Annotated in this window: 25 protein-coding genes and 1 riboswitch; of the genes, 8 read left to right on the forward strand and 17 right to left on the reverse strand. The window is 73.8% G+C overall.

The window, feature by feature from the left end; all coding sequences use genetic code 11:
• Positions 1-77: 77 nt before the first annotated feature.
• From msrB to HDA43_RS28330, 7 genes are all read right to left on the reverse strand, one after another.
• Entirely contained in the window at positions 78-482 is a 405-nt protein-coding gene (gene msrB, locus HDA43_RS28300; RefSeq protein WP_179827063.1) for a peptide-methionine (R)-S-oxide reductase MsrB, read from the reverse strand.
• A 394-nt stretch (positions 483-876) separates the two neighbouring features.
• The gene (locus tag HDA43_RS28305) at positions 877-1239 is read right to left on the reverse strand and encodes a hypothetical protein (protein WP_179827065.1); all 363 of its coding nucleotides are present in this window, start codon (positions 1237-1239) and stop codon (positions 877-879) included.
• Between the two features lie 147 nt (positions 1240-1386).
• The gene (locus HDA43_RS28310; RefSeq protein ID WP_179827067.1) at positions 1387-2124 is read right to left on the reverse strand and encodes a pyrimidine reductase family protein; all 738 of its coding nucleotides are present in this window, start codon (positions 2122-2124) and stop codon (positions 1387-1389) included.
• Positions 2125-2237: 113 nt separating this feature from the next.
• Entirely contained in the window at positions 2238-4352 is a 2115-nt protein-coding gene (gene glgX, locus HDA43_RS28315; RefSeq protein WP_179827068.1) for a glycogen debranching protein GlgX, read from the reverse strand.
• 351 nt (positions 4353-4703) lie between these two features.
• Complete coding sequence (locus tag HDA43_RS28320; RefSeq protein WP_179827070.1) at positions 4704-5132, reverse strand: OsmC family protein; 429 nt, start codon at positions 5130-5132, stop codon at positions 4704-4706.
• Positions 5133-5314: 182 nt separating this feature from the next.
• Positions 5315-6985 carry an isovaleryl-CoA dehydrogenase gene (locus HDA43_RS28325; protein ID WP_179827071.1) on the reverse strand — a complete coding sequence of 557 codons (1671 nt, stop codon included), beginning with the start codon at positions 6983-6985 and terminating at the stop codon, positions 5315-5317.
• Between the two features lie 154 nt (positions 6986-7139).
• Positions 7140-8444 (reverse strand): ankyrin repeat domain-containing protein, encoded by a 1305-nt coding sequence (locus HDA43_RS28330; protein ID WP_179827073.1) that lies wholly within the window; start codon positions 8442-8444, stop codon positions 7140-7142.
• Between the two features lie 81 nt (positions 8445-8525).
• Between HDA43_RS28330 and HDA43_RS28335 the strand changes: the two genes are divergently transcribed.
• From HDA43_RS28335 to HDA43_RS28345, 3 genes are all read left to right on the forward strand, one after another.
• Positions 8526-9290: a DUF1707 SHOCT-like domain-containing protein gene (locus HDA43_RS28335; protein ID WP_179827075.1), complete on the forward strand. Its 765-nt coding sequence runs from the start codon at positions 8526-8528 to the stop codon at positions 9288-9290.
• Positions 9291-9410: 120 nt separating this feature from the next.
• On the forward strand, positions 9411-9914 hold the full coding sequence (locus tag HDA43_RS28340) for a SigE family RNA polymerase sigma factor (protein ID WP_179827076.1): 504 nt from the start codon (positions 9411-9413) through the stop codon (positions 9912-9914).
• Positions 9911-10744, forward strand: a complete 834-nt coding sequence (locus HDA43_RS28345; protein ID WP_179827078.1) for a hypothetical protein — start codon at positions 9911-9913, stop codon at positions 10742-10744. The genes HDA43_RS28340 and HDA43_RS28345 overlap by 4 nt, the downstream gene beginning before the upstream one ends.
• 78 nt (positions 10745-10822) lie before the next feature.
• On the opposite strand, the gene HDA43_RS28350 is transcribed toward HDA43_RS28345, so the two are convergent.
• The 6 genes from HDA43_RS28350 to HDA43_RS36130 form a co-directional block, all read right to left on the reverse strand.
• Positions 10823-11584: a sirohydrochlorin chelatase gene (locus HDA43_RS28350; RefSeq protein ID WP_312873583.1), complete on the reverse strand. Its 762-nt coding sequence runs from the start codon at positions 11582-11584 to the stop codon at positions 10823-10825.
• Positions 11581-12309 (reverse strand): phosphoadenylyl-sulfate reductase, encoded by a 729-nt coding sequence (locus tag HDA43_RS28355; protein ID WP_179827082.1) that lies wholly within the window; start codon positions 12307-12309, stop codon positions 11581-11583. The genes HDA43_RS28350 and HDA43_RS28355 overlap by 4 nt, the downstream gene beginning before the upstream one ends.
• Before the next feature lie 127 nt (positions 12310-12436).
• A complete protein-coding gene (locus HDA43_RS28360) occupies positions 12437-12580 on the reverse strand; it encodes an Insertion element protein (RefSeq protein WP_179827084.1) in 144 nt (47 codons plus the stop codon).
• 39 nt (positions 12581-12619) lie between these two features.
• Positions 12620-14302 carry a nitrite/sulfite reductase gene (locus tag HDA43_RS28365; protein WP_179827086.1) on the reverse strand — a complete coding sequence of 561 codons (1683 nt, stop codon included), beginning with the start codon at positions 14300-14302 and terminating at the stop codon, positions 12620-12622.
• A 151-nt stretch (positions 14303-14453) separates the two neighbouring features.
• On the reverse strand, positions 14454-14537 hold the full coding sequence (locus tag HDA43_RS36790; protein WP_350917820.1) for a putative leader peptide: 84 nt from the start codon (positions 14535-14537) through the stop codon (positions 14454-14456).
• 99 nt (positions 14538-14636) lie between these two features.
• On the reverse strand, positions 14637-14771 hold the full coding sequence (locus HDA43_RS36130) for a hypothetical protein (RefSeq protein ID WP_281395607.1): 135 nt from the start codon (positions 14769-14771) through the stop codon (positions 14637-14639).
• Between the two features lie 119 nt (positions 14772-14890).
• Between HDA43_RS36130 and HDA43_RS28370 the strand changes: the two genes are divergently transcribed.
• From HDA43_RS28370 to rsgA, 4 genes are all read left to right on the forward strand, one after another.
• Positions 14891-15289, forward strand: coding sequence for a YccF domain-containing protein (locus HDA43_RS28370; protein WP_179827088.1), 399 nt, complete (start codon positions 14891-14893; stop codon positions 15287-15289).
• A 168-nt stretch (positions 15290-15457) separates the two neighbouring features.
• Positions 15458-16438 carry a YihY/virulence factor BrkB family protein gene (locus HDA43_RS28375; protein ID WP_246424744.1) on the forward strand — a complete coding sequence of 327 codons (981 nt, stop codon included), beginning with the start codon at positions 15458-15460 and terminating at the stop codon, positions 16436-16438.
• Positions 16432-16513: riboswitch (ZMP/ZTP riboswitch) on the forward strand. (Overlaps the previous gene by 7 nt.)
• 33 nt (positions 16514-16546) lie before the next feature.
• Positions 16547-17803 carry a serine hydroxymethyltransferase gene (glyA, locus tag HDA43_RS28380; RefSeq protein WP_179827093.1) on the forward strand — a complete coding sequence of 419 codons (1257 nt, stop codon included), beginning with the start codon at positions 16547-16549 and terminating at the stop codon, positions 17801-17803.
• Positions 17804-18121: 318 nt separating this feature from the next.
• A complete protein-coding gene (gene rsgA, locus HDA43_RS28385; protein ID WP_179827094.1) occupies positions 18122-19243 on the forward strand; it encodes a ribosome small subunit-dependent GTPase A in 1122 nt (373 codons plus the stop codon).
• Between the two features lie 379 nt (positions 19244-19622).
• On the opposite strand, the gene HDA43_RS28390 is transcribed toward rsgA, so the two are convergent.
• From HDA43_RS28390 to HDA43_RS28405, 4 genes are all read right to left on the reverse strand, one after another.
• Positions 19623-19937, reverse strand: a complete 315-nt coding sequence (locus HDA43_RS28390) for a WhiB family transcriptional regulator (protein ID WP_012893126.1) — start codon at positions 19935-19937, stop codon at positions 19623-19625.
• A gap of 105 nt (positions 19938-20042) precedes the next feature.
• A complete protein-coding gene (locus HDA43_RS28395) occupies positions 20043-20993 on the reverse strand; it encodes a ferredoxin family protein (RefSeq protein WP_179827096.1) in 951 nt (316 codons plus the stop codon).
• A 381-nt stretch (positions 20994-21374) separates the two neighbouring features.
• Positions 21375-22955, reverse strand: a complete 1581-nt coding sequence (locus tag HDA43_RS28400) for a glycerol-3-phosphate dehydrogenase/oxidase (protein ID WP_179827098.1) — start codon at positions 22953-22955, stop codon at positions 21375-21377.
• Positions 22952-23536, reverse strand: a complete 585-nt coding sequence (locus tag HDA43_RS28405) for a TetR/AcrR family transcriptional regulator (RefSeq protein WP_179827100.1) — start codon at positions 23534-23536, stop codon at positions 22952-22954. The genes HDA43_RS28400 and HDA43_RS28405 overlap by 4 nt, the downstream gene beginning before the upstream one ends.
• 49 nt (positions 23537-23585) lie before the next feature.
• On the opposite strand from HDA43_RS28405, the gene HDA43_RS28410 reads away from it, so the two are divergent.
• A complete protein-coding gene (locus HDA43_RS28410; protein ID WP_179828761.1) occupies positions 23586-25166 on the forward strand; it encodes an FAD-binding oxidoreductase in 1581 nt (526 codons plus the stop codon).
• Positions 25167-25200: the final 34 nt, after the last annotated feature.

Raw genomic sequence — 25200 nt, forward strand, 5'->3', positions numbered from 1 at the left:
CCGGGGGTCCGCCGGGACGGGACCGGCCGGGCACCGGGCCGTTCGTGCGGCGCCCGGCCCGGCGGGACCGTCGGCCGTCAGCCGCCGGCCGGCTCCAGTCGCAGCGACACGGAGTTGATGCAGTAGCGGTCGTCGGTGGGGGTGTCGTACCCCTCGCCGTGGAAGACGTGCCCGAGGTGCGAGTCGCACGTGGCGCAGCGGACCTCGACCCGGACCATGCCGAGCGAGCGGTCCTCGATGAGGGTCACCGCGTCCGACTTCGACGGCTCGTAGAAGCTCGGCCAGCCGCAGTGGCTCTCGAACTTGGTGTCGGACCGGAACAGCTCGGCGCCGCAGGCCCGGCAGCTGTAGACGCCCACGGTCTTGGTGTCGACGTACTCCCCGGTGAAGGGGCGCTCGGTGCCTGCCTGGCGGAGTACCTGATACTCCTCGGGAGAGAGCTGGGCGCGCCACTCGGCGTCGCTCTTGACCACCTTGTCCATCCCCTCAGCCTATGCGGAGGGTGTTCCCGCCGGGACAGGGCATCCGAAATGCCGGGAAAAAAATCTTTGTGGTGAAGCATCCATTTATGTCGGGTTTTGCGTCTTAGCAGATGTGGAGGGTTCCACCCTCCCGCTGAGGGGTCGGACCATCCGTCGGGCCGCCCATGGGCCAACCGGGCGGTCAGGTGGCCGTCGGCCGGACGATGCGCCAGCGTTCGGACCGGTGAGCGGACGGGTGGTCGCGCGGTCCGCCCCGTCGAGAGCCCGGTCCCGCCGCCGAGGTGACTCCGGGGCGGGCCGCCCGACCCCCTCGCCTCCGTACGGTCCCGGACCCGGCATGTCCTGCGAACCCCTGCCCGCGCCCCCTTCCCGGTCCGCGGCTCCGCGCGGAAGGTCAGCGGCGGGAGCCGCGGGCGAAGGCGATGTTCACCACGATGATCCCGACCCAGATGAGGATCATCGGGCCGGCGCGCCTGTCGGTGATGGCGAAGGCGACCGTGCTGCCGACGCCGAGGACGATGGAGACGATCGCCAGGGCCAGGCGCTGCCCGGCGTCCACGCCCGGCCGGACTGCGGGGGCCTTCGGCTCCTGCTGCGGGACACGGGCGGCGACCCGCTCCTCCACCCGCCGGTCGATCTCCTGGTCCATCTTGTCCAGGAACCCCTCGATGAGGGAGTCCTCGTACTCGGGTCCCAGCTCCCGGCGGGCCTCGACGGAGGCGCGCAGCTCGTCGCCGGCGGGGGAACTCTTCTCCATGGAGCGAGATATATCGTTTATTTCGCCCGATGTCCACGAGAGCCGACGCTCACGGGAAACGGCGTCCGGAGAGTCCGACGCTCACGGGAGCCCGGCACCCGGGGAAGATCTGCGCTCACGGGAAACGGCGCCCGGGATCGCCGCCGCTCAGCCCTCCCTGACGTAACGGGTGAGCAGGAACCCCTCGTCCTCCAGGACGTGGGCCAGGCGCAGCCGGGTCAGCGAGGCCGGGCCGTCGAGGACCCGGGCGGCGTCCCCGCCGATCAGCAGCGGGCTCACCGTCAGGCACAGCTCGTCGATCAGACCTGCCGCGGCGAGCTGGGCGTTGAGCTTCGCCCCGCCCTCGCACAGCACCCGCCCCAGGCCGCGCCCGCCCAGCTCCTTGACCGCCAGGGCGAGATCCACCCGGTCCCGGCCGGTGACGATCACCTCGGCGTGCCGGGCCGCCTCGGCGCGCCGGTCGCGGGGGGCCGCCTCGCAGGTGACGACGATGGTCCGGGCGTCCGGGCCGGCCTCGGTGAACAGCGGGCCCGACAGGTCCAGCTCCAGGCTCGCGGTGACCACCGCGATCGGCGGGACGGCCGTACGGCCCGCGCGCAGCGCCGCCCACGACTTCCTGGGCCTGGCCGGGCCGTACCCCTCGGCCCGCACGGTCGCCGCCCCGGTCACGACGACGTCGGCCAGCCCGCGCAGCACCCCGAAGACCTTCCGGTCGCCCCGGCCGGACAGCCCGCCGGACGCTCCGTCCAGCCAGGTCCCGCCGTCGGCGCTGGCCACCATGTTGACCCGGAGCCACCGGTCGCCGGGGTAGGCGTAGAGCTCCGCGAGGTCGGGCTCGGCGTCGTCGGCGGGCCCGGAGGCGGGGACGGGATGGATGAGGCGCATTCCCCTACCTTGACACACTCCCCGCGCCCCGGGTCCGGCGGCGGGCCCGCGCCGTACCGTCCGCGGGGCCGGGCCGGACGTGCGGTACCGGACGGGCCGTGCCGGCCGCGGGGTCAGTCCCGGCGGCCGCGGAGGATCCGCACCGAGCGCGAGGTCACCGTGACCTTGGCGTCGGCCGGCCAGGACTCCCCGGCCGCCTCGGCGGGCCGCTCCTCGGCGGTGTCCAGCACGGACTCCCACCGCCTGCCGTACCGCTCCCCGGGGACGGTGAACGTCATGTCCTCGTGGTGGGCGTTGACCAGCAGCAGGAACGAGTCGTCGGTGATCCGCTCGCCGCGCGGGCCCGGCTCGGTGATGGCGTCGCCGTTCAGGAAGACCGCGAGCGACTTGGCGTAGCCGGTGTGCCAGTCGGAGGCCGTCATCTCCTCGCCCGACGGGGTGAACCAGACGATGTCGCGCGTGCCGTCGTCGGCCCGGCGGCCGTGGAAGAACCGGCGCCGCTGGAAGACGGGATGCTCGCGCCGCAGCCGCGACAGGCTCCGGACGAACTCCAGCAGGTCGCGCTCGCACCCGGCGAGCGACCAGTCGACCCAGGAGACCTCGTTGTCCTGGCAGTAGGCGTTGTTGTTGCCGCCCTGGGTGCGGCCGAACTCGTCCCCGGCGGTGAGCATCGGCACGCCCTGCGAGACGAACAGGGTGGTCAGGAAGTTGCGGCGCTGGCGGCGGCGCAGGCGGTTGACCTCCTCGTCGTCCACCGGGCCCTCGGCGCCGCAGTTCCACGACCGGTTGTCGTCGGTGCCGTCGCGGTTGTTCTCGGCGTTGGCCTCGTTGTGCTTGCGGTCGTAGGAGACCAGGTCGTTCAGCGTGAACCCGTCGTGGCAGGTGACGAAGTTGATGGAGGCCACCGGGCGGCGCCCGGAGGAGGCGTACAGGTCGGCCGAGCCGGTCAGCCGGGAGGCGAACTCCGGCAGCGCCGAGCCGTTGCCCCGCCAGAAGTCGCGGACGGTGTCGCGGTACTTGCCGTTCCACTCCGTCCACAGCGGCGGGAAGTTGCCGACCTGGTAGCCGCCGGGGCCGACGTCCCACGGCTCGGCGATCAGCTTCACCTGGGAGATCACCGGGTCCTGCTGGATCAGGTCGAAGAACGCGCTCAGCCGGTCGACGTCGTGCAGCTCCCGGGCCAGGGCGGCGGCCAGGTCGAACCGGAAGCCGTCCACGTGCATCTCCAGCACCCAGTAGCGCAGCGAGTCCATGATGAGCTGCAGCGCGTGCGGGGAGCGGACGTTGAGGGAGTTGCCGCAGCCGGTGTAGTCGAGGTGGTAGCGCCGGTCGCCGTCGTGCAGCCGGTAGTAGGCGGCGTTGTCGATGCCCCGGAAGCCCAGTGTGGGGCCCATGTGGTCGCCTTCGGCGGTGTGGTTGTAGACCACGTCGAGGATGACCTCGATCCCCGCCTCGTGCAGCGACCGCACCATCGCCTTGAACTCCATCACCTGCTCGCCGCGCCGGTCCGAGCAGGCGTAGGCGGCGTGCGGGGCGAGGTAGGCGATGGTGTTGTAGCCCCAGTAGTTCGTCAGCCCCCGGGCGACCATGGCGTGCTCGGGCACGAACTGGTGCACCGGCATCAGCTCGACCGCGGTGACGCCCAGGCTCCGCAGGTGCTCGATGACCGCCGGGTGGGCGAGCCCCGCGTAGGTGCCGCGCTGCTCGGGCGGGACGGCCGGATGGCGCATGGTCAGCCCGCGCACGTGCGCCTCGTAGATCACGGTCTGGTGGTACGGCGTGCGGGGCAGCCGGTCGTCGCCCCAGTCGAAGAACGGGTTGACCACCACGTTCTTCGGCATGAACGGGGCGCTGTCGTCGTCGTTGCGCACGGACGGGTCGGTGAAGGCGTAGGAGAACAGCGCCTCGTTCCACTCGACCTCGCCCTCGACGGCCTTGGCGTAGGGGTCGATGAGCAGCTTGGCGGGGTTGCAGCGGTGCCCCTGGGAGGGCTCGTACGGGCCGTGGACGCGGTAGCCGTACCGCTGGCCGGGCATGACGCCCGGGAGGTAGCCGTGCCAGACGAACCCGTCGGCCTCGGGGAGGTCGATCCGCTCCTCGCGGCCCTCGTCGTCGAAGAGGCACAGCTCTACCCGCTCGGCCACCTCGGAGAACAGGGAGAAGTTGGTCCCCGCACCGTCCCAGGTGGCGCCGAGGGGGTACGGCTCGCCCGGCCATGTTTCGCGCATGTAGCCCTATTCTCCTCCAATCACACCTTCGTGTGCAGGGTGTCGTGGACCCGTGTCCCATTCGCGCCATGGGGGAGCATGAGGGGAGACGGACGGCCACGCCGTCGTGGTCCGTCCTCGGCGGCGACGCCGCGCTCACGGGGGCTCCCCGGCCGCCCGTTCCTCACCCCGGTGGGCGGCGGGCCCCGGCCGGCCCGCGGGGACCGGGGGCACGACACCGGGCGCCCGATCCCCCGCGCGGCGTGCCGCCGGAGAGCTTCCGGCAGAGTCTACGTGCTCGCCCGCGTCCTCCCGCCCGGGAGGAACCGGGGGGACCGGGGGAGCCGGGCGGGCAGGGCGGCAGGGCGGCGGTCAGCCCACCAACTCGGCGTCCAGGGTGATGGTCGTCCCCGCCAGGGCCTTGCTCACCGGGCAGTTCGCCTTGGCGTTCTCGGCGGCGGTCCGGAACTCCTCGGCGGACAGGCCCGGCACCTGGGCGCGGACCGACAGGACGATGCCGGTGATGCCCTCACCCGGCTGGAAGGTCACGTCGGCCTTGGTCTCCACCGTCTGCGGCGGGGTGCCCGCCTGCGCCAGGCCGTGGGACAGGGCCATCGAGAAGCAGGCGGAGTGCGCCGCCGCGATCAGCTCCTCGGGCGAGGTCTTGCCGTTCGCCTGCTCGGCCCGGGAGGGCCAGGACACGTCGAACCTGCCCACGCCCGAGGTGTCGAGCGAGACGGTGCCCGAGCCGTCGAGGAGGGCGCCCTTCCACTGGGTCGTCGCGGTACGAGTCGTCGCCATTGCGGTAATCCTTTCGATCATGGGCTTACCCGACCGACCCTACTCGCCGCCGCCGCGGCGGCCGGGCCCGCCGCTCCCGGAGATCTCGCGCCCGCCGTCCCGGGCGCCGGCGCCCAGGCCGGCTCAGGACCCGGCGCCGGCGCCCAGGCCGGCTCAGGGCCCGGCGCCGGCGCTCGTCCGGCTCAGGACCCGGCGCCGGAGCCCTCGGAGGAGGCGGCGGGCCGTACGGCGGCCCGCTCGATGATCGCGTCCAGGTCCAGGCCCGCCGGGAGCGTGCCGAACGCCCGGCCGCCCCCGCCCGCGAGGCGGGAGGCGCAGAAGGCGTCGGCGACGGCCGCGGGCGCGTGCCGTACCAGCAGCGATCCCTGCAGCACCAGCGCCATGTCCTCGGCGACGGCGCGGGCGCGCAGCTCGGCCTCGGCCGGGTCGGCGAGGGTCTTGCCCAGCCGCTCCGCGGCCTCGTCCAGGCGCCGGTCGGCCCCGGCGGCGAGCGCCACCTCGGCGAGGAAGGCGTCCAGCGCCTCCGGCTCGCGCCGCAGGGCGCGCAGCACGTCCAGCGCGGCCACGTTCCCCGAGCCCTCCCAGATGCCGTTCAGCGGCGACTCGCGGAACAGCCGGGGCATCTGCGACTCCTCGACGTAGCCGTTGCCGCCCAGGCACTCCATCGCCTCGGCCGCGTGCGCCGGGCCGCGCTTGCAGACCCAGTACTTGCCGACCGCCAGCGCCGTACGGCGCAGCGCCGCCTCGGCGGCGTCCCCGGCGACGGCCCGGTCGGTGGCGCCGGCCAGCCGGGTCATCAGCGTGGTCGCGGCCTCCGACTCCAGCGCCAGGTCGGCCAGGACGTTGCGCATCAGCGGCTGGTCGGCCAGCCTCCGGCCGAACGCGGTGCGGTGCGCGGTGTGGTGGACGGCCCGGGTCACGCCGTACCGCATGCCGGCCGCCGAGCCGATCACGCAGTCGAGCCTGGTCATGTTGACCATCTCCAGGATGGTCCGTACGCCCCGGCCCTCCTCGCCGACCGGCCAGGCGAGCGCGCGGTGGTACTCCACCTCGGCGCTGGCGTTGGATTTGTTGCCCAGCTTGTCCTTCAGCCGCATCAGCCGCATGGCGTTGCGGGTGCCGTCTGGCAGCACGCGGGGCAGCAGGAAGCACGTCAGCCCGCCGGGCGCCTGGGCCAGGACCAGGAACACGTCGCACATCGGGGCGGAGTTGAACCACTTGTGCCCGGTCAGGACGTAGGTGCCGTCGCCCAGGGGTTCGGCGCGGGTGGTGCCGGCGCGGACGTCGGAGCCGCCCTGCTTCTCGGTCATGCCCATCCCGGCGAGCAACCCGCGCTTGCCGAGCGGGGGGCGCAGCCCGAAGTCGTAGTGGCAGGAGGCCAGCAGGGGCTCCCACTCGGCGGCCAGGTCGGGGGAGTGGCGCAGCGCCGGGACCGAGGCGTAGGTCATGGAGATCGGGCAGCCGTGCCCGGCCTCGACCTGGCTCCAGACGTGGAACCTGGCGGCGCGGGCCACGTGGGCGCCGGGCCGGGTGTCGGCCCACGGGGCGGCGTGCAGGCCGTTCTCCACGGCGACCGTCATCAGCTCGTGCCAGGCGGGGTGGAACTCCACCTCGTCGATCCGGTTGCCGTAGCGGTCGTGGGTGCGCAGCACCGGCGGGTGCTCGTTGGCCAGCCGCCCCCACTCGGCGGCCTCCTCGGAGCCGGCGAGCGCGCCGAGCCGGCCCAGCTCGCCGACGGCCCAGCCGGCGCCCTCGCGCGTCACACCTTCGAGGAGCGCCGGATCGGCCGAGACGTCGTGGCCGATGAACGGGGGTGCCTGGTTGAAGACCTCGTGGGTCGCATCAGGGGTCACGGGTGCCTCCGAGGATGCCGGCCCGGCCCTTTTCGCCGGGTTCCGGCATCATCTCAAAGTCCCGCGCGGCGAGCGCGGCGCGGACCTCCTCGCGGTGCTCCGTTCAGAGTCCCCGCGCCACGAGCGCGATGCGGATCTCCTCGCGGTGTTCCGTTCAGAGTCCCCGCGCGGCCAGCGCGGCGCGGACCTCCTCGCGGTGCTCCGCCAGGCCGGTCAGGGCGGTGACGGCCCAGTCGCGCACCTCCTCGTCGGGGTCCTCCGTCATCGAGACGAGCAGCGCCAGCCCCTCGGCGTGGCCCGGCGGCAGGACGGCGGCCAGCGCGGCCGGGTCGGCCTGGGTACGGGTCCAGCCCTCGGCGGTGATGACCGACAGCACCTCGGGCAGGGCGCGCGGGTCGGCGTGGTTGCCGAGCGCGCCGAGCACCGAGCGCAGCACCCGCTCGTCGCCGTCGGCCACGGCCATCCGCCGCAGGATCGGCAGCGTCCGCTCCAGGAACGGCCGCTCGTCCCCGTCGAAGCCGAACTGCGACAGCACGTCGGCGGCGAACTCCCGCCGCCGCGGGTCCTCGCTCACGGACAGCTCCGCCGCCGCCTCGAAGGTCTCCTCGTCGGCCCGCCGGCTCAGCGAGTCGGCCACCGTCCACCAGGTCTCGGCCTCCTCGTCGACGTCCCGGTACGGCATCGCCCGCTCGACCAGGTCCCCGAACGGCAGGCGCTCGCCGGTCGCGTCCTCCAGCAGGGTCGCGACGGCCGCGTGACCGCGCTGGCAGACGATCTCGGAGGCCCCGCCGTCCGGCCGCGCCGCCGTGACGGTCACCAGGTCGGTGCCGTCCTCGGCGCGGGCGCGGCTCACCGTGAGGTCCGCGTCCTCGGGCGCCTGCTCGGCGAGCTGCTCCAGCAGCGCGCTCTCCAGGTGGGTGCCGAGCCAGTCGTAGGCGATGGACAGGGGCGTGTCGCCCTCGCCGTCGGCCCGGGTGGGGTCGGCCCCGGCGTCCAGCAGGGCGCGCACCACGCCCAGCGCGCCGCGCCGGGTGGCCAGGGTCAGCGCGGTCTCCCCGCCGTCGTTGGCGTCCTCGGCGGAGGCTCCGGCCGCGAGCAGGGCCCGGGCGGTCCCGGCGTGTCCGTTGGCCGCGGCCCACAGCAGGGCGGTCCAGCCGTGGCTCTCCCGGAGGTTCGGGTCGGCCCCGGCGGCCAGCAGCGCCTCCACGGTCTCGGTGCGGCCCCAGGCGGCGGCGCCGCACAGCGGCAGGCCCTCGTCCTCGCCGCCGCCGATCCGGTTCGGGTCGGCCCCGGCGGCCAGCAGGGCCCGTGCGATCGCCACGTGGCCGCCGGTGGCGGCCCGGTACAGGGCGGTCGTCTCCCCGGGGCCGTCGGGGTCGGGGGCTGCGCCGTCCCGGAGCAGGCGCTCGACCTTCTCGGCGTCGTTCCCGGTCACCGCGTCCAGAAGTTCTGCGTACATCTTCCGGATGATAGGCGGCGGGCGTGTTCTCCTGCCCGATGGGGATCCACCGAACGCCTATATCGCGATATGTTGTGATGCATGAGTGATCCGGGTGGGATGCGTGTCTCCGACGCCGAGCGGGAGGCCGCGGTCGAGCTGCTGCGCGTCGCCTCCGTCGAGGGGCGGCTGACCCTCGGGGAGCTGACCGAGCGCACCGAGGCCGCCTACACCGCCGTCACCCACGCCGACCTCGCCGTCCTCACCTCCGACCTGCCCTCGGCGCAGGGCCCGGGGCCCGCCCACGCCCCGGCTCCCGCCCCGGCTCCGGCGCGGCCGGAGGGCGGCCGGGCGCGGCGCTGGCTCGTGGCCGTCATGAGCGAGTCCAAGCGCCGCGGCAAGTGGCGGATCGACCGGGAGCTGGGCGCGGCCGCGGTGATGGGCGAGGTCACGATCGACCTGCGCCAGGCCGAGGTCCGCACCGACGTGGTCGACATCTTCGCCGCCGCGGTCATGGGATCGGTGAAGATCATCGTTCCCGACGGCGTGGACGTCGAGATCGACGGCTTCGTGTTCATGGGGGAGAAGAAGGTCCAGGTCATCGAGGCCCCCGAGGGCATGCGGGCGCCGCTCGTCCGGGTGCGGGCCTACGCGCTCATGGGCGAGATCAAGGTGGTCGGCGACTCGCGGGCGCGCCCGATCGAGAAGGCGTGGGCGGCCTGGAAGGAGCACTGGCAGCGGGCGTACGGCGAGCTGCCGGAGCGGCCGCGGCCACCCCTGCCCCCGCACGGCTGGGACTCCCACCGCGAGGAGCGGTGGGAGCGCCGCGCCCAGGAGCGTGAGGAGCGGCGCGACCGCGGTTACTGATCCTCCCGGCCGCCCCCGTCCCGGGCCGCCTCCGGGAAGATCCGTCCGAGGCGTGCAACGTCCCGGGGTGGCCGGAGCGTAGTGATCGGTGGAAGGTCACCGAGACACCGAGGACGGCGCGTGCGAGACAGAGCCGATTTCGAGCGGTACGTCGAGCAGCGCTCGGCCCGCCTGCTGCAGGCCGCCTACCTGCTGTGCCGCGACTGGGGCACGGCCGAGGACCTGCTGCAGACGGCGCTGGCCAAGGCGTGGCTCGCCTGGCGGCGGGTGGGCGACGACCCCGACCCCTACGTCTACCGCATCCTCACCAACACCCACGCCTCCTGGTGGCGGCGCCGCTGGCGGGGCGAGGTGCCCATCGGGACGCTGCCCGACACGGCGGGGGAGGACCGCACCGGCGAGGTCGGCACGCGCGAGGCCGTACGGCAGGCCCTGGCGGCGCTGCCCGACCGGCAGCGGGCCGTGGTCGTGCTGCGCTACTTCGCCGACCTGCCCGACCCGCGGATCGCCGAGATCCTCGGCTGCTCGGTGGCCACCGTCCGCAGCCAGGCCAGCCGGGCCCTGGCGAAGCTGCGCGTCGATCCCGCGGCGATCGCCGCGACCACCTCAGGGGAGCCGAGTTGACGATCACAGAGCCGGAACTGCGCGAGATCCTGGCGGCGGAGGGCGACGACGGCCGCCGCGGGGGCGTGACCGTCGCCGACGTCGACCGGCGGGTCCGGCGGATCAGGCGCCGCCGCGCCGCGGCGCTGGGCGGGACGCTCGCGGCGGGCCTCGCCGCCGTCGCGGCGCTCACCCTGCCCGGGGCAGGCGCCGGCACCGCCGTCCCCGACGACGTCTGGACCGGCGTCATGGCCCAGCCGACGCCCCGGTACGGCGCCCGCCTGGTCAACGAAGTCGGCCTGGAGAAGCGGTTCTCCACCATGGGCGAGCGCCTGTCCTTCGACCTGCCCATACGGCCGCCCGGGACGATGACGCTGGTCGTGGTCCGCTGCCCGCCCGGCGCGGAGCTCGTCTACTGGGAGAACGGGAGGTACCGCAACGCCCTGTCCTGCAACGAGCTGCCGGCGGACCTGGACCGCTCGAAGACCGTGGCCAGCCTGTTCCCGGAGTCCGACGTCGGGCGGATGGAGATCGCGGTGGTCCCGCCCGGCTCGGTACGGAAACTGGGCCGGCCGGTGACCGGCGACCGGGACGCCCGGCAGGTCGTCGCGGACGCTCCGAAGACCCGGGCCGACATGAGCGTCAGCGTCACGTTCAGCCGGTACGTGCCCTGCGAGGGCGGCCCCGGCTGCCGGTTCCCGGACGAGATCGGGGTCGCGACCCCCCCGGTCGCGACGCCCTGTCCGGGCACCGTCGTCAAGACCGACCCGCTCAACGGCCGGATCATCAGGACGCTCTGCCCCGGGGACGGCGGGAAGCCGAGTTCGGGGAGCGACGGGGGCGACGGCTGAGGCGCGGGTCCCAGGGGTCCCTGAGCCTCGGAGAACCAAGGGCCGCCGGGGTTCGCAGGCCCCGGCCGTCCAAGGGGGTCAGGCCGGCACGGACGCCGGGCGGTGCCGTACGGCCTCGTCGTGGCGCTCCGCCAGGACGGCCGCGACCTCGGGGGACGCGCCGAGCACCTCGGCGACGACGGCCGCGCCCGCGGCGAGCGAGGCGTCGCGGGTCCGGTCGGCGAAGTGGCCCGGGGCCAGCAGGTACGGCGCCACCGCCACCCGCGGGGCCCCCGCCGCGAGCAGGCGGCGGACCTCCCGCTCCGTCGAGGGCTCGGCGGCCGAGGCGTAGGCGACGCCCACCGACCACCAGCCGCGCCGGCGCGCCCAGTCCGCGGCGACGGCGGCGACCGTCGCGTTGGCCCGCCGGTCGCTGGAGCCCGCCGACACCAGCACCACCGCGGTGTCCGGATCGCCCGGCTCGACCCCGGCCTCGGCCAGCCGGCGCTCCAGGGCGGTGACCAGCAGCGGGTGCGGCCCCAGAGTGCCGCCGACCCGGACGCGCAGCGCCGGGCGGCGGGAGGTGATCTCGGCCAGCGCCCCGGGGATGTCCACCCGGCTGTGGTAGGCCGCGGTGAGCAGCAGCGGCACCACCACCGCCTCGTCCAGCCCGGACAGCGCCGCGGCGAGCGTCGGGGCGGCGTGGTCGAGATAGGCGGCGCGCACCGGAAGCTCCGGCCGCGCCCGCCGCAGGAGACCGAGCAGCGCCTCCACCGTCGCCGCGGCGCGCGGGTCACGCGACCCGTGCGCCACCGCGACCAGCGGCGTCACCGGCGGGGCGCCGGGGACGGGCGGCGTCACAGATGAAGCCCGCATTCCGTCTTGGCCATCCCGGACCAGCGGCCGCTGCGCGGGTCCTCGCCGGGGGCGACCTGCCGGGTGCAGGGGGCGCAGCCGATCGAGGGGTAGTCGTCGTAGTGCAGCGGGTTGATCAGCACGCCGTTGTCGGCCATGTAGTTGTCGACGTCGTCCTGCGTCCAGCGGGCGATCGGGTTGATCTTCACCATCTGGCGCCTGGTGTCCCACTCCACGACCTTGACGTCCGAGCGGGTGACCGCCTCGTCGCGGCGGATGCCGGACACCCAGGCGAGGTACGGCTCCAGCGCCCGGTTGAGCGGCTCCACCTTGCGCAGGTAGCAGCACAGGTCGGGGTTGCGGCCGAACAGCCGCGGCCCGAGGTCACGCTCCTGCTCGGCGACCGTGCGGGACGGCTTGACGTCGATCACGTTCACGTCGTAGACCTGCCGCACCGCGTCACGGGTGCCGATCGTCTCGGCGAAGTGGTAACCCGTGTCGATGAACAACACGTCGATCCCCGGCTTCACCCGGCTGACCAGGTCGATCAGCAGGGCGTCGCTCATCGAGGAGGTCAGGCAGAGGCGGTCGCCGAAGGTGGCCGCCGCCCACCGGATGATCTCCAGGGCGGGGGCGTCCTCCAGGAACACCGCCGCGGACTCGGCGATGTCCTGCAGGTCGAACCCGGCCCGCTGCCGGTTCAGGCCGATCTCGATGTCAACGATGCTCACGCTCATCACTCCCAATCCGCCGTACGGGCCGCCCGTGCCGTTCGCACCGCACCGGCCGCCCCGTTCACCGCCCCGCCCGTCGCGCCGTGCCCGCGCCGGCCCGTCCCGTCCGCCGCGCCGCGGCCGGTCACGACCGCACCCCGATCCCGAGGAACTTCAGCCGGAAGGCGCGGGCGCACGAGCGGCAGTACCAGCCGCCGTCGCCCTCGTAGGGCTCCAGGTCCTCCTCGCCGCAGTAGGGGCAGTGGAAGGGGACCGCCCGCTCGCTCATCGCCGCCCCTCCGGCGGCCCCGCCGTACGGCGCCGCGCCTCACTTGAGGTCCGCCTCGTCGGCCCGCTGCACCCACTCGGAGAACGTCTCGCCCTCGTCGCGCTGCTTCTCGAAGTTGCGCACCACGCGCTCGACGTAGTCGGGGAGCTCCGCGGCGGTGGCCTTCAGCCCCCGGACCTTGCGGCCGAAGCCGGCGTTGACCCCCAGGGAGCCGCCCAGGTGGATCTGGAAGCCCTCGACCTGCTCGCCCTCGTCGTTGACGACGAGCTGGCCCTTCAGGCCGATGTCGGCGACCTGGATGCGCGCGCAGGAGTTGGGGCAGCCGTTGACGTTGATGGTCAGCGGCTCGGTGAAGTCCGGCAGCCGCCGCTCCAGCTCGTCGATCAGGTCGGACGCGGTGGCCTTGGTCTCGACGATCGCCAGCTTGCAGAACTCGATGCCGGTGCACGCCATGGTCTGGCGGCGGAAGGTGGAGGGGTTGACCCGCAGGTCGTTGGCCTCCAGCTCGGCGACGAGGCTGTCCACCCGGTCGGGCGCGACGTCCAGGATGACCATCTTCTGCTCGACCGTGGTGTGCACCCGGTCCGAGCCGTGCCGCTCGGCGATGTCGGCGATCAGGTGCAGCGCGTCGCCGCTGAGCCGGCCGACCCTGGGCGCGAAGCCGACGTAGAAGTTGCCGTCCTTCTGCGGGAAGACGCCCACGTGGTCGCGGCGGCCGCCGCGCGGCTGCTCGGGAGCCGGGCCGTCGGGCAGGGCGTACCCGAGGTACTCCGTCTGGAGGATCTCCCGGAAGCGCTCCACGCCCCAGTCGTTGACCAGGAACTTCAGCCGCGCCCGGTGGCGCAGGCGGCGGTAGCCGTAGTCGCGGAAGATGCCGATCACGCCGCCGTAGACGGCCGAGACCTGCTCGGGGGTGACGAAGACGCCCAGCCGCTTGGCCAGCATCGGGTTCGTGGACAGGCCGCCGCCCACCCACAGGTCGTAGCCGGCCTCGCCTCGCTCGTTGACGACGCCGACGAACGCCACGTCGTTGATCTCGTGCACCGTGCAGTGCGCCGGGCAGCCGCTCACCGCGGTCTTGAACTTGCGCGGCAGGTTGGAGTACGCCGGGTCGCCGATGTAGGCGTCGTGGATCTCGCGGATGTGCGGGGTGCCGTCGAGCACCTCCTCGCCGTCGATCCCGGCCAGCGGGCAGCCCAGGATGACGCGGGGGGTGTCGCCGCACGCCTCGGTGGTGGACAGGCCCACCGCCTCAAGCCGCTCCCAGATGTCGGGGACGGACTCGATCTCGATCCAGTGGAGCTGGATGTTCTGCCGGTCGGTGACGTCGGCGGTGCCGCGGCCGTACAGGTTGGAGATGTCGGCGATGGTACGCAGCTGCCGCAGGTCCAGGCGGCCGCCGTCGATGCGGACCCGGAGCATGAAGTAGCGGTCGTCGAGCTCCTCCGGCTCCAGGATCGCGGTCTTGCCGCCGTCGATGCCGGGCCGGCGCTGGGTGTAGAGGCCGTACCAGCGCATCCGGCCCCGCAGGTCGGCGGGGTCGATGGAGTCGAAGCCGTACTTGGAGTAGATGTCGATGATCCGCTGACGGACGTTGAGCCCGTCGTCGTTCTTCTTGTTCTCCTCGTTCTTGTTCAACGGTTCGCGGTAACCGAGAGCCCACTGACCCTCGCCGCGCGGGCGCTTGTGGTGCCGGTTGATCGGCCTGGCCGGGGTCGTCATGTGCGCGTCCTTACGATCGATTAAATGATCTTGGGCACGCGCAGGTGGCGAACCTCCCGCCTCGCCGTCGAGTACGGGGGTCGCTTCACTTCAGGGAAGAAGGACGCCTGTCGCGCGCCCGCAGCCGGATGGAATCAGCGGTGGGCGTCGGTCAACGGACGTCACAACAGATGGCGCTGCGGACACGCAGGAGGTCGACGTGGCGTCGCACGACGAGCAACGGGTCCGCTGGCATGTCTAAGACGATACCGTGATGGTGGGAGATGTCCAATGTGTGGTCCACACTCTGGACCGCCGCCAGGGCCAACCTTGGCCCGGCGCGGAACCCTCGCCCTCACCCCTGGCGCGGCCAGCCCAGCCCCGACTCCTTGACCTTCCCGGCCTGCTCGGGGGTCTTGTGCTGGCAGTCGCACCACGAGCCGCCCCGGCACTCGTCGTGGTGGCTCTCCTTGCACCGGTCGCAGATCATTCTTCCATTGTGCCGTCCGCCCCCCCGGGGCGGCCAGGAGAGGAGACCGGACGGCCTCGGGGGAAGGTCCGGGATGTACCCGATGGAACCATGCCGATCCGGCCTGCCATCCTCGAAGAATGAGGACCTTGCTCAACGTGATCTGGCTGGTGTTCGCCGGGATATGGATGGCCGCCGGCTACGTCCTCGCGGGCATCATCTGCTGCATTCTGATCGTCACGATCCCGTTCGGCATCGCCTCGTTCCGGATCGCCGCCTTCGCGCTGTGGCCCTTCGGCCGGACCGTGGTGCGCGATCCCCGGGCGGGCGCGATGTCGGCGATCGGAAACGTGATCTGGTGCGTCGTGGCCGGGATCTGGCTGGCCATCGGGCACCTGCTGACGTCGATACCGCTCTTCCTGTCGGTGATCGGCATCCCGCTGGCGATCGCCAACATCAAGCTGATCCCCGTCTCCCTGCTGCCGCTGGGCGCCCGGATCGTCCCGGTGGACGACCCGGAGTCGATCTACCGGCGCTGACACGCCCCCCAGCCCGGGGGACCGGGGCCGACGGCGTCCCGCGGCGCGCTCCCCGGACCGAGACCCGGGGAGCCGCGGACGGGACCCGGCGGCCTGCCTGCGGACACATGCCGGGACCGGCACCCGGGGGTTCGTGATCAAGAGGCGCTGGGCATACCGTTGTGTGGCATGACGTCCACTGATGCCCAGGCGCACCGGCCGGGGCCGGAGAAGCCCACATCGCGTGGACGCGTGGCCCGGCTGCGGGCCGGGCTGACCTGGCTGCGCGGCACGGGCACCTGGGCCCTCGCCACCGCGACCACCAACGCGGGCATCGCCTACCGCGTCACCGGCCTGGCCGGGGAGGCGGCCTTCTTCGCGCTGCTGTCGCTGCCGCCGTTCACCCTCGGCCTGATCGGCCTGGTCGGCCGGCTCACCGGGGCGATCGGCCCGGACGCGGTCCAGGCCGTCCGGGCCTGGATCCAGTCCCAGGCCCACCTGCTGTTCACCGACAACGCCGTCAACACCGTCGTCACACCGCTCGTCGACGACGTCCTGAACCCGCAGAAACAGGTCCCGCTGATCTCCCTGGGCTTCCTGCTGGCCCTGTGGTCCGGCTCGCGCGCCCTGTTCGTCTACGTGGACCTGATCTCGGTCGCCTACGGACTCGGCGACGAGCGCGGCATCATCCGCACCCGCCTGATGTCCTTCGGCCTCTACGTCGCGGGCCTGCTCATCGGGCTGCTGATCATGCCGGTGCTCGTCCTGGGGCCGGTGGTGCTGCACGGCGTCCTGCCCCGCGAGTACGCCGCCCTGGTCGACGGCCTCTACTGGCCGGTCGTCGTCATCGGATCGGTGATCTTCCTGACCCTGCTCTACCACGTGAGCGTCCCGGTGCGGACGCGCTGGTGGCGGGAGCTGCCGGGGGCCGTGCTCGCGCTGATCATCTGGATCGCCTGCGCCGCCGTGCTGCGGGAGGTCCTCGCCGCGTGGTTCTCCCCGGTGTCGGTCTACGGCTCGCTCGCCGCCCCCATCGCGGTGCTGCTGTGGCTGTACATCACGGCGCTGGCCGTCCTCATCGGGGCCACGCTGAACGCCGAGGTGGACCGCCTGTGGCCCGTCGACGGCGCAGGCCGGGCCACTCGCACCGGTCAGTCCGCTATCGTCTGAAGCGCGACTGGCGCATTGGGTGGGAGAGACCACCGGGGAGCGGAAAGCGGAGGGCCGCGCGCCTGGGTCCTCCGCACGATGTCAATGCCGACAGGGGAGTGAAGGCGCATGAGTTCTCTTTCGAGCGTCGATCCGCAGATCGCCGAGCTGATCAAGGCCGAGGAGCGCCGTCAGGCCGACACCGTCAAGCTGATCGCCTCCGAGAACTACGTCTCCAAGGCGGTTCTCGAGGCCACCGGAACCGTTCTCACCAACAAGTACTCCGAGGGTTACCCGGGCAAGCGGTACTACGAGGGCCAGCAGGTCATCGACCAGATCGAGACCCTCGCCATCGAGCGGGCCAAGTCGCTGTTCGGCGTCAACCACGCCAACGTCCAGCCCTACTCCGGCTCGCCCGCCAACCTGGCGATCTACCTCGCCTTCCTCCAGCCGGGCGACACCGTCATGGGCATGGGCCTGCCGTTCGGCGGCCACCTCACCCACGGCTGGTCGGTCTCGGCCACCGGCAAGTGGTTCAACCCGGTCCGCTACGGCGTGCGCCGCGACACCGGCCGCGTCGACATGGACGAGGTCCGCGAGATCGCCCTGCGCGAGCGGCCCAAGCTGATCTTCTGCGGCGGCACCGCGATCCCGCGCACGATCGACTTCCCGGCCTTCGCCGAGATCGCCCGCGAGGTCGGCGCGGTGCTCGCCGCCGACATCGCCCACATCGCCGGCCTGGTGGCCGGCGGCGCCCACCCCTCGCCGGTCGGCCACGCCGACGTCATCTCCACCACCACCCACAAGACGCTGCGCGGTCCGCGCGGCGCCATGCTCATGGCCACCGCCGACGAGCACGCCACCGCGCTGAACAAGGCCGTCTTCCCCGGCCTGCAGGGCGGCCCGCACAACCACACCACCGCGGCGATCGCGGTGGCGCTGAAGGAGGCGGCGGCCGACGAGTTCAAGGACTACGCCCGCCAGGTCGTGGTGAACTCCCAGGCGCTGGCCGAGGAGCTCCTGGGCCGCGGCTTCGACCTCGTCTCCGGCGGCACCGACAACCACCTCATCCTGCTGGACCTGACGCCCAAGGGCATCGGCGGCAAGCCCGCCGCCCAGGCGCTGGACCGGGCCGGGCTGGAGACCAACTACAACACCGTGCCGTTCGACCCGCGCAAGCCGTTCGACCCGTCCGGCATCCGCATCGGCACCGCCGGTGTGACCAGCCGGGGCATGGGCGTCGCCGAGATGCGGCAGATCGGCGCCTGGATGGACCAGGTCGTCTCCGCGCTGGCCAAGGACCAGGACGAGGCCGAGCGCGTCATCACCCGCGTGCAGGGCGAGGTCCGGGAGCTCACCGCCCGCTTCCCGGCCCCCGGCCTGTAGGCCGCCCGCGCCGGGCGCGGGAACGGGCCGGGTGCCGGAACGGGCCGGGTGCCGGAACGGGCCGGGTGCCGGAACGGGGCGGAAAAAAAGGGTTTGCGCCCGGGGGTGGGTTTCGCGATAGGTTCCGTCGTGCGGATCGTCCGCGCGACGGAACCCACGGGATTCCGGTCACGGCGCCGCCCGAGGACGGGCGGCCACGAGCAACGGAGGTGAGGACTATGCGGGCCTTTCTGAGCAGCCTGCCGTCAATCGACCTCCGGGTGCCCGCCTGACCGACTCCTGGCCGCGGGCGCCCCTCTCGCAAAGGGTGTACCCACGTTGTCCGCTCCGGACCTGTTCGCTTCTTCCGTATCGCTGTCCCGCCTCGGCTGGGACGACTCCCTCGCCGCCGATCTCCCCGACGGCCTGCTGCCCGCCCGGGTGGCCCGCGTCGACCGCGGCGCCGCCGAGGTGCTGACCGCCGAGGGTTCCCTTCAGGCCCACTACGGCGCCTCCGTACGGCGGGCCGCCGCCGCCGACCCCGTCGCGCTGCCCTGCGTCGGCGACTGGACGGGACTGCGCCGGCTGCCCGAGGGCCGCTTCGAACTCGCGGCGCTGCTGCCCCGCCGTACCGCCTTCGTCCGCGGCGGCGTCGGCAGGACGTCGCGGGGCGGCCTGTCCGGCGACTCCCAGGGGCAGGTGCTCGCCGCCAACGTCGACATCGTGTTCATCGCCGAGCCCGCCCTGCACGCCACCGACACCGCCGACCTGGGCCGGATCGAGCGCCTGCTGGCGCTGGCCTGGGAGAGCGGGGGACGGCCGGTGGTGCTCGTCACCAAGTCCGACCTCATCGGGGACGCCCTGCCCCACCTGCTGGAGGAGGTCGCCGAGGCGGCCCCGGGGGTGGACGTGCACGCGGTCTGCTCCGTCACCGGGGAGGGCGTGGACATCGTGCGCGGCCACCTGGACGGCAGGCACACCGCCGTCGTGCTCGGCGCCTCCGGCGCGGGCAAGTCGACGCTGGTCAACGCGCTGGCCGGGGAGGAGATCATGGAGACCCAGCGGGTCCGGGCGGGCGACGGCCGCGGCCGGCACACCACGGTCCACCGCGAGCTCATCCGGCTGCCCGGCGGCGGGCTGATCATCGACACGCCGGGGATCCGGCGCATCGGCCTGTACGACATGGGCGAGGGGGTGGACCTGGCCTTCTCCGACATCGAGGACCTCGCCGCGGAGTGCCGGTTCGCCGACTGCTCGCACCGCGCCGAGCCGGGCTGCGCCGTGATCGCCGCCATCGAGGACGGCACGCTGCCCGAGCGGCGGCTGGTGAGCTGGCACAAGCTGCGGCGCGAGGCCGCCTGGATGGCGTCGCGGAGCGACCCGCGGCTGCGCAAGGAACTGCAGAACAGGTGGAAGACCATCCACAAGGAGATGCGCAAGCCCGGCCGGATCCGGCCCTAGGCGTGTCGCCCGGCCGGGCGGGCCCGGCGCGCCGCCCGGTCCGAGCGGGATCCGCGGGCGGGTCCGGCCGGGAACGCCCTGCGCGCGGGGCCGGCCGGGCCCGTCCCGGGGGTGAGACGCCGAAGCCCCCGCCCGGCGGAGGGCCGGGCGGGGGCTTCGGGAAGCGGAGGGGTCCACCGGGACGACCGGCCGGACCGAAGGCCGCGGGAGGCGTATCCGGCGGGATCGCCGGAAGGGAGCCGCGGGAGGCGGAACCGGGAAGGACCTTACCTGCCGGGTGTTCCGCCTCCTGGGCGGAACACCCTGATCGTGCGGCGACGTGTGATCCCGCGCCGGAACGGCGGGATCACACGCGGGGGAAGCCGGGTGGAGGTGTTGCTCAGGCGACGGCGCTGATGCCGGCGCTGGCGGCACGACGCATGCGACGGCGACGCTCGGAGGCGCGCTCGTCCTCGTTCAGGCCGCCCCAGGTGCCGTACTTCTCCGGACGCGACAGCGCGTAGTCGAGGCACTCGGCGCGGACGGGGCACTGGGCGCAGATGGCCTTGGCCTTCCGCTCGCGGATGTCGCGCTCAGGCTGGCGCTCGCCGTCGGGACCGAAGAAGAGCACGAGGTCCTCACCCCGGCACGCGGCGTCATCCTGCCAGCCCCAGCTGGGCCGAGGACGGGCGGTCTGCCGGCGTACCTGAGACATGAGAAAACCACCTTTTACGTGAGAGGTAATTCGGGTTGATGCCGCATTGGACGTTTGTGGCGTCCCTGATTCCAACGCCGGGATTGCCCGTGATGTTCCCTCAGGTCAGGCGAGAGCGGGCGTGGCGTACCGCACAGGCGTGAGCCTGTCCAGCGTGACCAGCCGATAGGTGGTGACCGTCTCGGCGCAAGCCGTACCACATGGCGTTGTGAGCGTCATGGGCTCGACCACCACCCGGAAACGAGCGTCGCCACCGCGCACGAGGACTTCGGTGGTGACGCCGTCCGACCTGGAGGACTCCACGGCCACTCCACCGACCGAGAGCTCGCCCGTATGGGCGCGGACGAAATGCTCAGCGGCCTGCGACGGCTCGGGGATGCCCGCGCGTCCCCGGAAACGGTCGAGGATGACCTCGCCGGACCGGTACGCATCGACTGCCGCGATCGCAGCAGCCTGAGACATGCTGCCGTAGTAAAGCCCGTGTGGCAAGCACACGAGGTTGGCGGCATAGCGATCGCCGCCAACATGTGATGTTTCCCATATTCTGTCCGGCAAAACCTCTGCCAAGGACCGAGCCAGGGGCAGTCCAATGCGGGCGCAGCACGCGTTGCGCTTGGCATGCGTGCACACCAGAAAAACCGGCTCACTCACAAGTATGCAGGACTCCGGGACCACTCCGGCCACCAGCGCGTCCATGTCAAGATCGGATGGACCTGCGATGACGCCCTCGGCGATCCACGGCTCGGGGGCCGTGGCGTCGGCGACCATGACGTGGATCCCGCCCGTCACGGGCTTCCGGTGCCCCGGGCGGCGGATGAGCTGGGGCCGGATGCCGAGGTTCTGCGCCCGTCTGATAAGCGCGTGAATTTCCTCGGGCAGCCGGCAGTCCTCCAGGTGCGAGGCCCACGGGCCGGAGTGCTCGATGAGCAGCCAGAAGCGGGCCCCCACCGTCGCGCTGGCGAGAACCGGCAGGTCACCGGTGTGACAGCCCGCGGGATGCGAGCAACTTCCTGCCCACGCCCGCCTGTCCGTTCCCGAAACGCACCCCGAGCTCACGCACCCCTCCTTCGACTTAGGTGAGACTAACCTAATTGATCGGCGGGTGTGGCGTGAGGTGTGAGTGTGCTCTGTTCCGTCGCGCCCCGGGCGGCGCGGCCGGAGAAGGGTCGACGGAGGTCCGGTGTCAAGGCTTCGGGGCTGAGAGATCTCTGTGAGAAATCTCCCGCCCCAAGCATGGTCAGGAGATCCTGTCAAGAGGCGGACGGAAATCCGTACGCCGTCAAGGGCCGAACGGCCCGTACTCCGGGGCCTCCGGTACCGCGTCCCACGGCGTCCGGGGCCGGAAGGTGTCCAGGGCCGGAAGGCGTCCGGGGCCGGCCGGTTCCGCGTTCCGGGTCGGCCGGGGCCGGCCGGTTCCGCGTTCCGGAGCGGCCGGAGTCAGCCGGTCCCGCGTTCCAGGGCGGCCAGGGCCGCGGGCATGGCCGCCGCCCTGTCCTCCGGCACGAGGCCGATCCGGGTCCGGCGGTCGAGGAGGTCCCCGGCGTCCAGCGCCCCCTCGTGCCGGACCGCCCAGACCAGCTCGGCGCCGGTGACGCCGGTCGGCAGCGGCTCGGCCAGCGCCGGGTCCCCGGCCGCCAGCGACCGCACCGCCGCCGCCTCGGCGCCGTACCGCGCCACCAGCCGCCCCCGCGCCGCCACGCCCGGCGGGAGGTACCCGACGAGGGGCAGCCGCGCCGTACGGCTCGCCCCGGCGGGCAGGCCCCGCAGCCGCACCACGAGGTCGACCGCGTCCTCGGCCATCCGCCGGTAGGTGGTCAGCTTGCCGCCCACGACCGTGACCGCCCCGCCGGGGGAGGCCAGCAGCGCGTGCCGCCGTGACAGGTCGGCGGTGCGCCCGCCGTCCCCGTCCCGCCCGCCGATCCCGTCGCGCCCGCCTCCGCCGAGGAGCGGGCGCAGCCCGGCGAAGGCCCCGGCGACGTCCTCGCGCCGGATCTCCGCGGCCAGCACCGAGTTGAGCACGCCGAGCAGGAACGCCACGTCCTCCTCCGGCGCCTCCGGCACGTCGGGGACCGGCCCGTCCACCGGCTCGTCGGTCAGGCCGACGTAGACGCGGCCGTCGTCCTGGGGCAGGACCAGCGCGAACCGGTTGCTCTCCCCGGGGATCGGCACGTGCAGCCCGGCCCGCAGACCGGGGAGGGTCTCCGGGCGCAGCACGAGGTGGGTGCCGCGCGAGGGCCGCAGCGGGATGCCCGGGTCGAGGCCGGCGGCCCAGACCCCGGTGGCGTTGACCGTCGCCCGGGCGCGGATCGTGAAGACGTCGCCGGTCAGCTCGTCGCGGACCTCGGCGCCGTCCCCGGCCAGCGCGAGGGCCCGGCAGCGGGTCAGGATCCTGGCCCCGTGCGCGGCGGCCGTCCTGGCCAGCGCCACCACCAGGCGCGCGTCGTCGTTCAGCCGCCCGTCCCAGGACAGCAGCGCGCCGCGCAGGCCGTCCGGCGCCAGCGGCGCGGCCAGCTCCAGCGCCCGCCGGGCGGGGATCCGCGCGGGGCCGGGCAGCAGCGCGCGGGGCGTGCCCGCCGCCGCCCGCAGCCCGTCGCCGAGCCGGTAGCCGGCCATCACCGTCGCCGCCCGGGAACGGGAGACCCGCGGGGTCAGCGGCAGCAGGTACGGCGCGGCCCGCACCAGGTGCGGGGCGGTGCGGGCGAGCAGCACACCGCGCTCCACCGCGCTCTCCCGGGCCACCCCGACCTGCCCCCTGGCCAGGTAGCGCAGCCCGCCGTGGATCATCTTCGAGCTCCACCGGGAGGTGCCGAACGCCAGGTCGCAGGCGTCGATCGCGGCCACCGACAGGCCGCGGGAGGCGGCGTCGAGCGCCGCCCCGGCGCCGGTCGCGCCCAGGCCGACCACCAGCACGTCGACCACGAGGCCGCGCGTCTCGGCCAGCTCGCGCGCCCGGCGGGCGGCGTTGAGGGAGGAGCCCGGAAGCGACGGGCCGGGGAAGCCGGGGGCGGGGGAGCTCACGGTCGCAGGTACCTCTCCAGGAGGGTGGCGAGTTCGTCGTCCAGCTCGCCGGGGGAGGCCGGGGCGAGCACCGCCGGACCCGACAGCAGGAACGACTGGGCGGTCAGCAGCACGGTCCCGGCCAGCCGCGCCGGGTCGCCGGGCCGTACGGCGCCCAGCTCCTGCCCGCGCGCGACGGACTCCGCCACGAGCGCCAGCATGGCGTCCTGGCTGGCTCCCCGGCGGCGCAGCAGGTACGGCAGGAGCAGCTCGGGATCCACCTCGACGATCTTCCGCCAGAGCGGGTGGCCGCGCAGGGCCCGCACCACCCCGACCGCCGCGGCGACCGGGTCGTCCCCGGCGAACCGGCCGGCGACGAGCGTCCACTCGCGGGTCATCAGGTCGGCGACCAGCGCGCGGACGTCCGGCCAGCGGCGGTAGATCGTCATCCGGGAGACCCCGGCCCGCCGCGCCACGTCGGTGAGCGTGGTGCGCCGCACGCCGACCGCGAGCACCATCTCGCGGGCGGCGTCGAGAACGGGATCGGGGTCGCGGGCGGGGCCGCCGGTGTCCATGACCACATTGTGACGGATGGACGTCATCTGTCACAGTGTAGACGTGGAGACTCCGATGACCGCCGCCGCCGAACCGATGCTCTGGTCGGGCTGGGGCGACCCCGCGCGGGCCGCCGAGCTGCCCGAACCGGTCCGCCGCCTGCTGGGCGACCTGCTGGGCGTCCGCGCGCCGGACACCCCCGCCGCGGCCCTCGACGAGGTGCGGCTGCCCGGCACGGCGCTCCCCGCGCCGGTCGTGGCCGAGCTGGAGGAGGCCGTCGGCGCCGGGCACGTCCGCCGCGACCACGAGACCCGCGTCCGGCACACCCGGGGCAAGTCCACCCCCGACCTGCTGCGCATCCGCGCCGGGGACGGCTCGGACGCCCCCGACGCCGTCGTGCTGCCCGGCTCCCACGACGAGGTGCTGGCGGTGCTGCGGATCTGCGCCGCGCACCGGGTGGCCGTCGTGCCGTTCGGCGGCGGCACCTCGGTCGTCGGCGGCCTGGCGGCCGACCGGCGCGGCTTCGCCGGGGTCGTCGCGCTGGACGTCTCACGGCTGAACCGGCTGGTGTCGGTGGACGCCGAGTCCATGGTCGCCGAGCTGGAGCCGGGGCTGCGCGCGCCGCAGGCCGAGCGGCTGCTGGCCGGGCACGGGTTCACCCTGGGGCACTTCCCCCAGTCGTTCGAGTACGCGACGCTGGGCGGCTTCGCCGCGGCCCGCTCCAGCGGGCAGGCGTCGGCGGGCTACGGCCGGTTCGACGACATGGTCGTCGGCATGACCGTGGCCACTCCGCGCGGCACCCTGGAGCTGGGCCGCGCGCCCAAGTCGGCCGCCGGGCCCGACCTGCGCCAGGTGATCCTCGGCTCCGAGGGCGCGTTCGGGGTGATCACCTCGCTGCGGCTGCGGGTGCGCCGGGCCCCCGCCGAGCGTCTCTACGAGGGCTGGCGGTTCCCGTCGTTCGCGCAGGGGACGGCCGCGCTGCGGCGTCTCGCCCAGGACGGCCCCGTGCCCACCGTGCTGCGCCTGTCCGACGAGACCGAGACGATGGTCGGCCTGGCCAGGCCGGACGAGCTGGGCGGCCTCGCGGCCGGCGCGGGCTGCCTGGCCGTCACGGGCTACGAGGGCGAGCCGGGGGAGGCGCGGGCGCGGCGGGACGCCGCCGCGGAGATGCTGGCCGGGCTCGGCGGCACCTGCCTGGGCCCGGACCCGGGCGAGTCGTGGGCCCGGGGCCGCTACTCCGCCCCCTACCTGCGCGACTCCCTGCTCGGGGCCGGGGCCACCGTGGAGACGCTGGAGACGGCCGGGTTCTGGTCCGCCCTGCCCGGCCTCTACGACGCCGTACGGCTGTCGCTCCAGGGCTCCCTGGGCTCGCCGCTGGTGATGTGCCACGTCTCCCACGTGTACGGCACCGGCGCCTCGCTGTACTTCACGGTCGTCACGGCCCAGTCGGCCGACCCGCTGGGGCAGTGGGAGGCGGCCAAGAAGGCGGTGAACGAGGCGATCGTCGCGGCCGGGGGCACGATCTCCCACCACCACGGCGTCGGCCGCGACCACCGGGACGCCTACGCCGCCGAGATCGGCGAGCTGGGCGTGGAGATCCTCCGGGGGATCAAGGACCGGCTTGACCCGGACGGCGTCCTCAACCCGGGGGCGCTGGTCGCCCCGGCGCCGGACTGAGCGGCGGGCCGGCGCCGGCCGGTTCGGACTTCCC

The sequence above is a fragment of the Streptosporangium sandarakinum genome, from assembly GCF_013409935.1.
Lineage (GTDB): Bacteria > Actinomycetota > Actinomycetes > Streptosporangiales > Streptosporangiaceae > Streptosporangium > Streptosporangium nondiastaticum.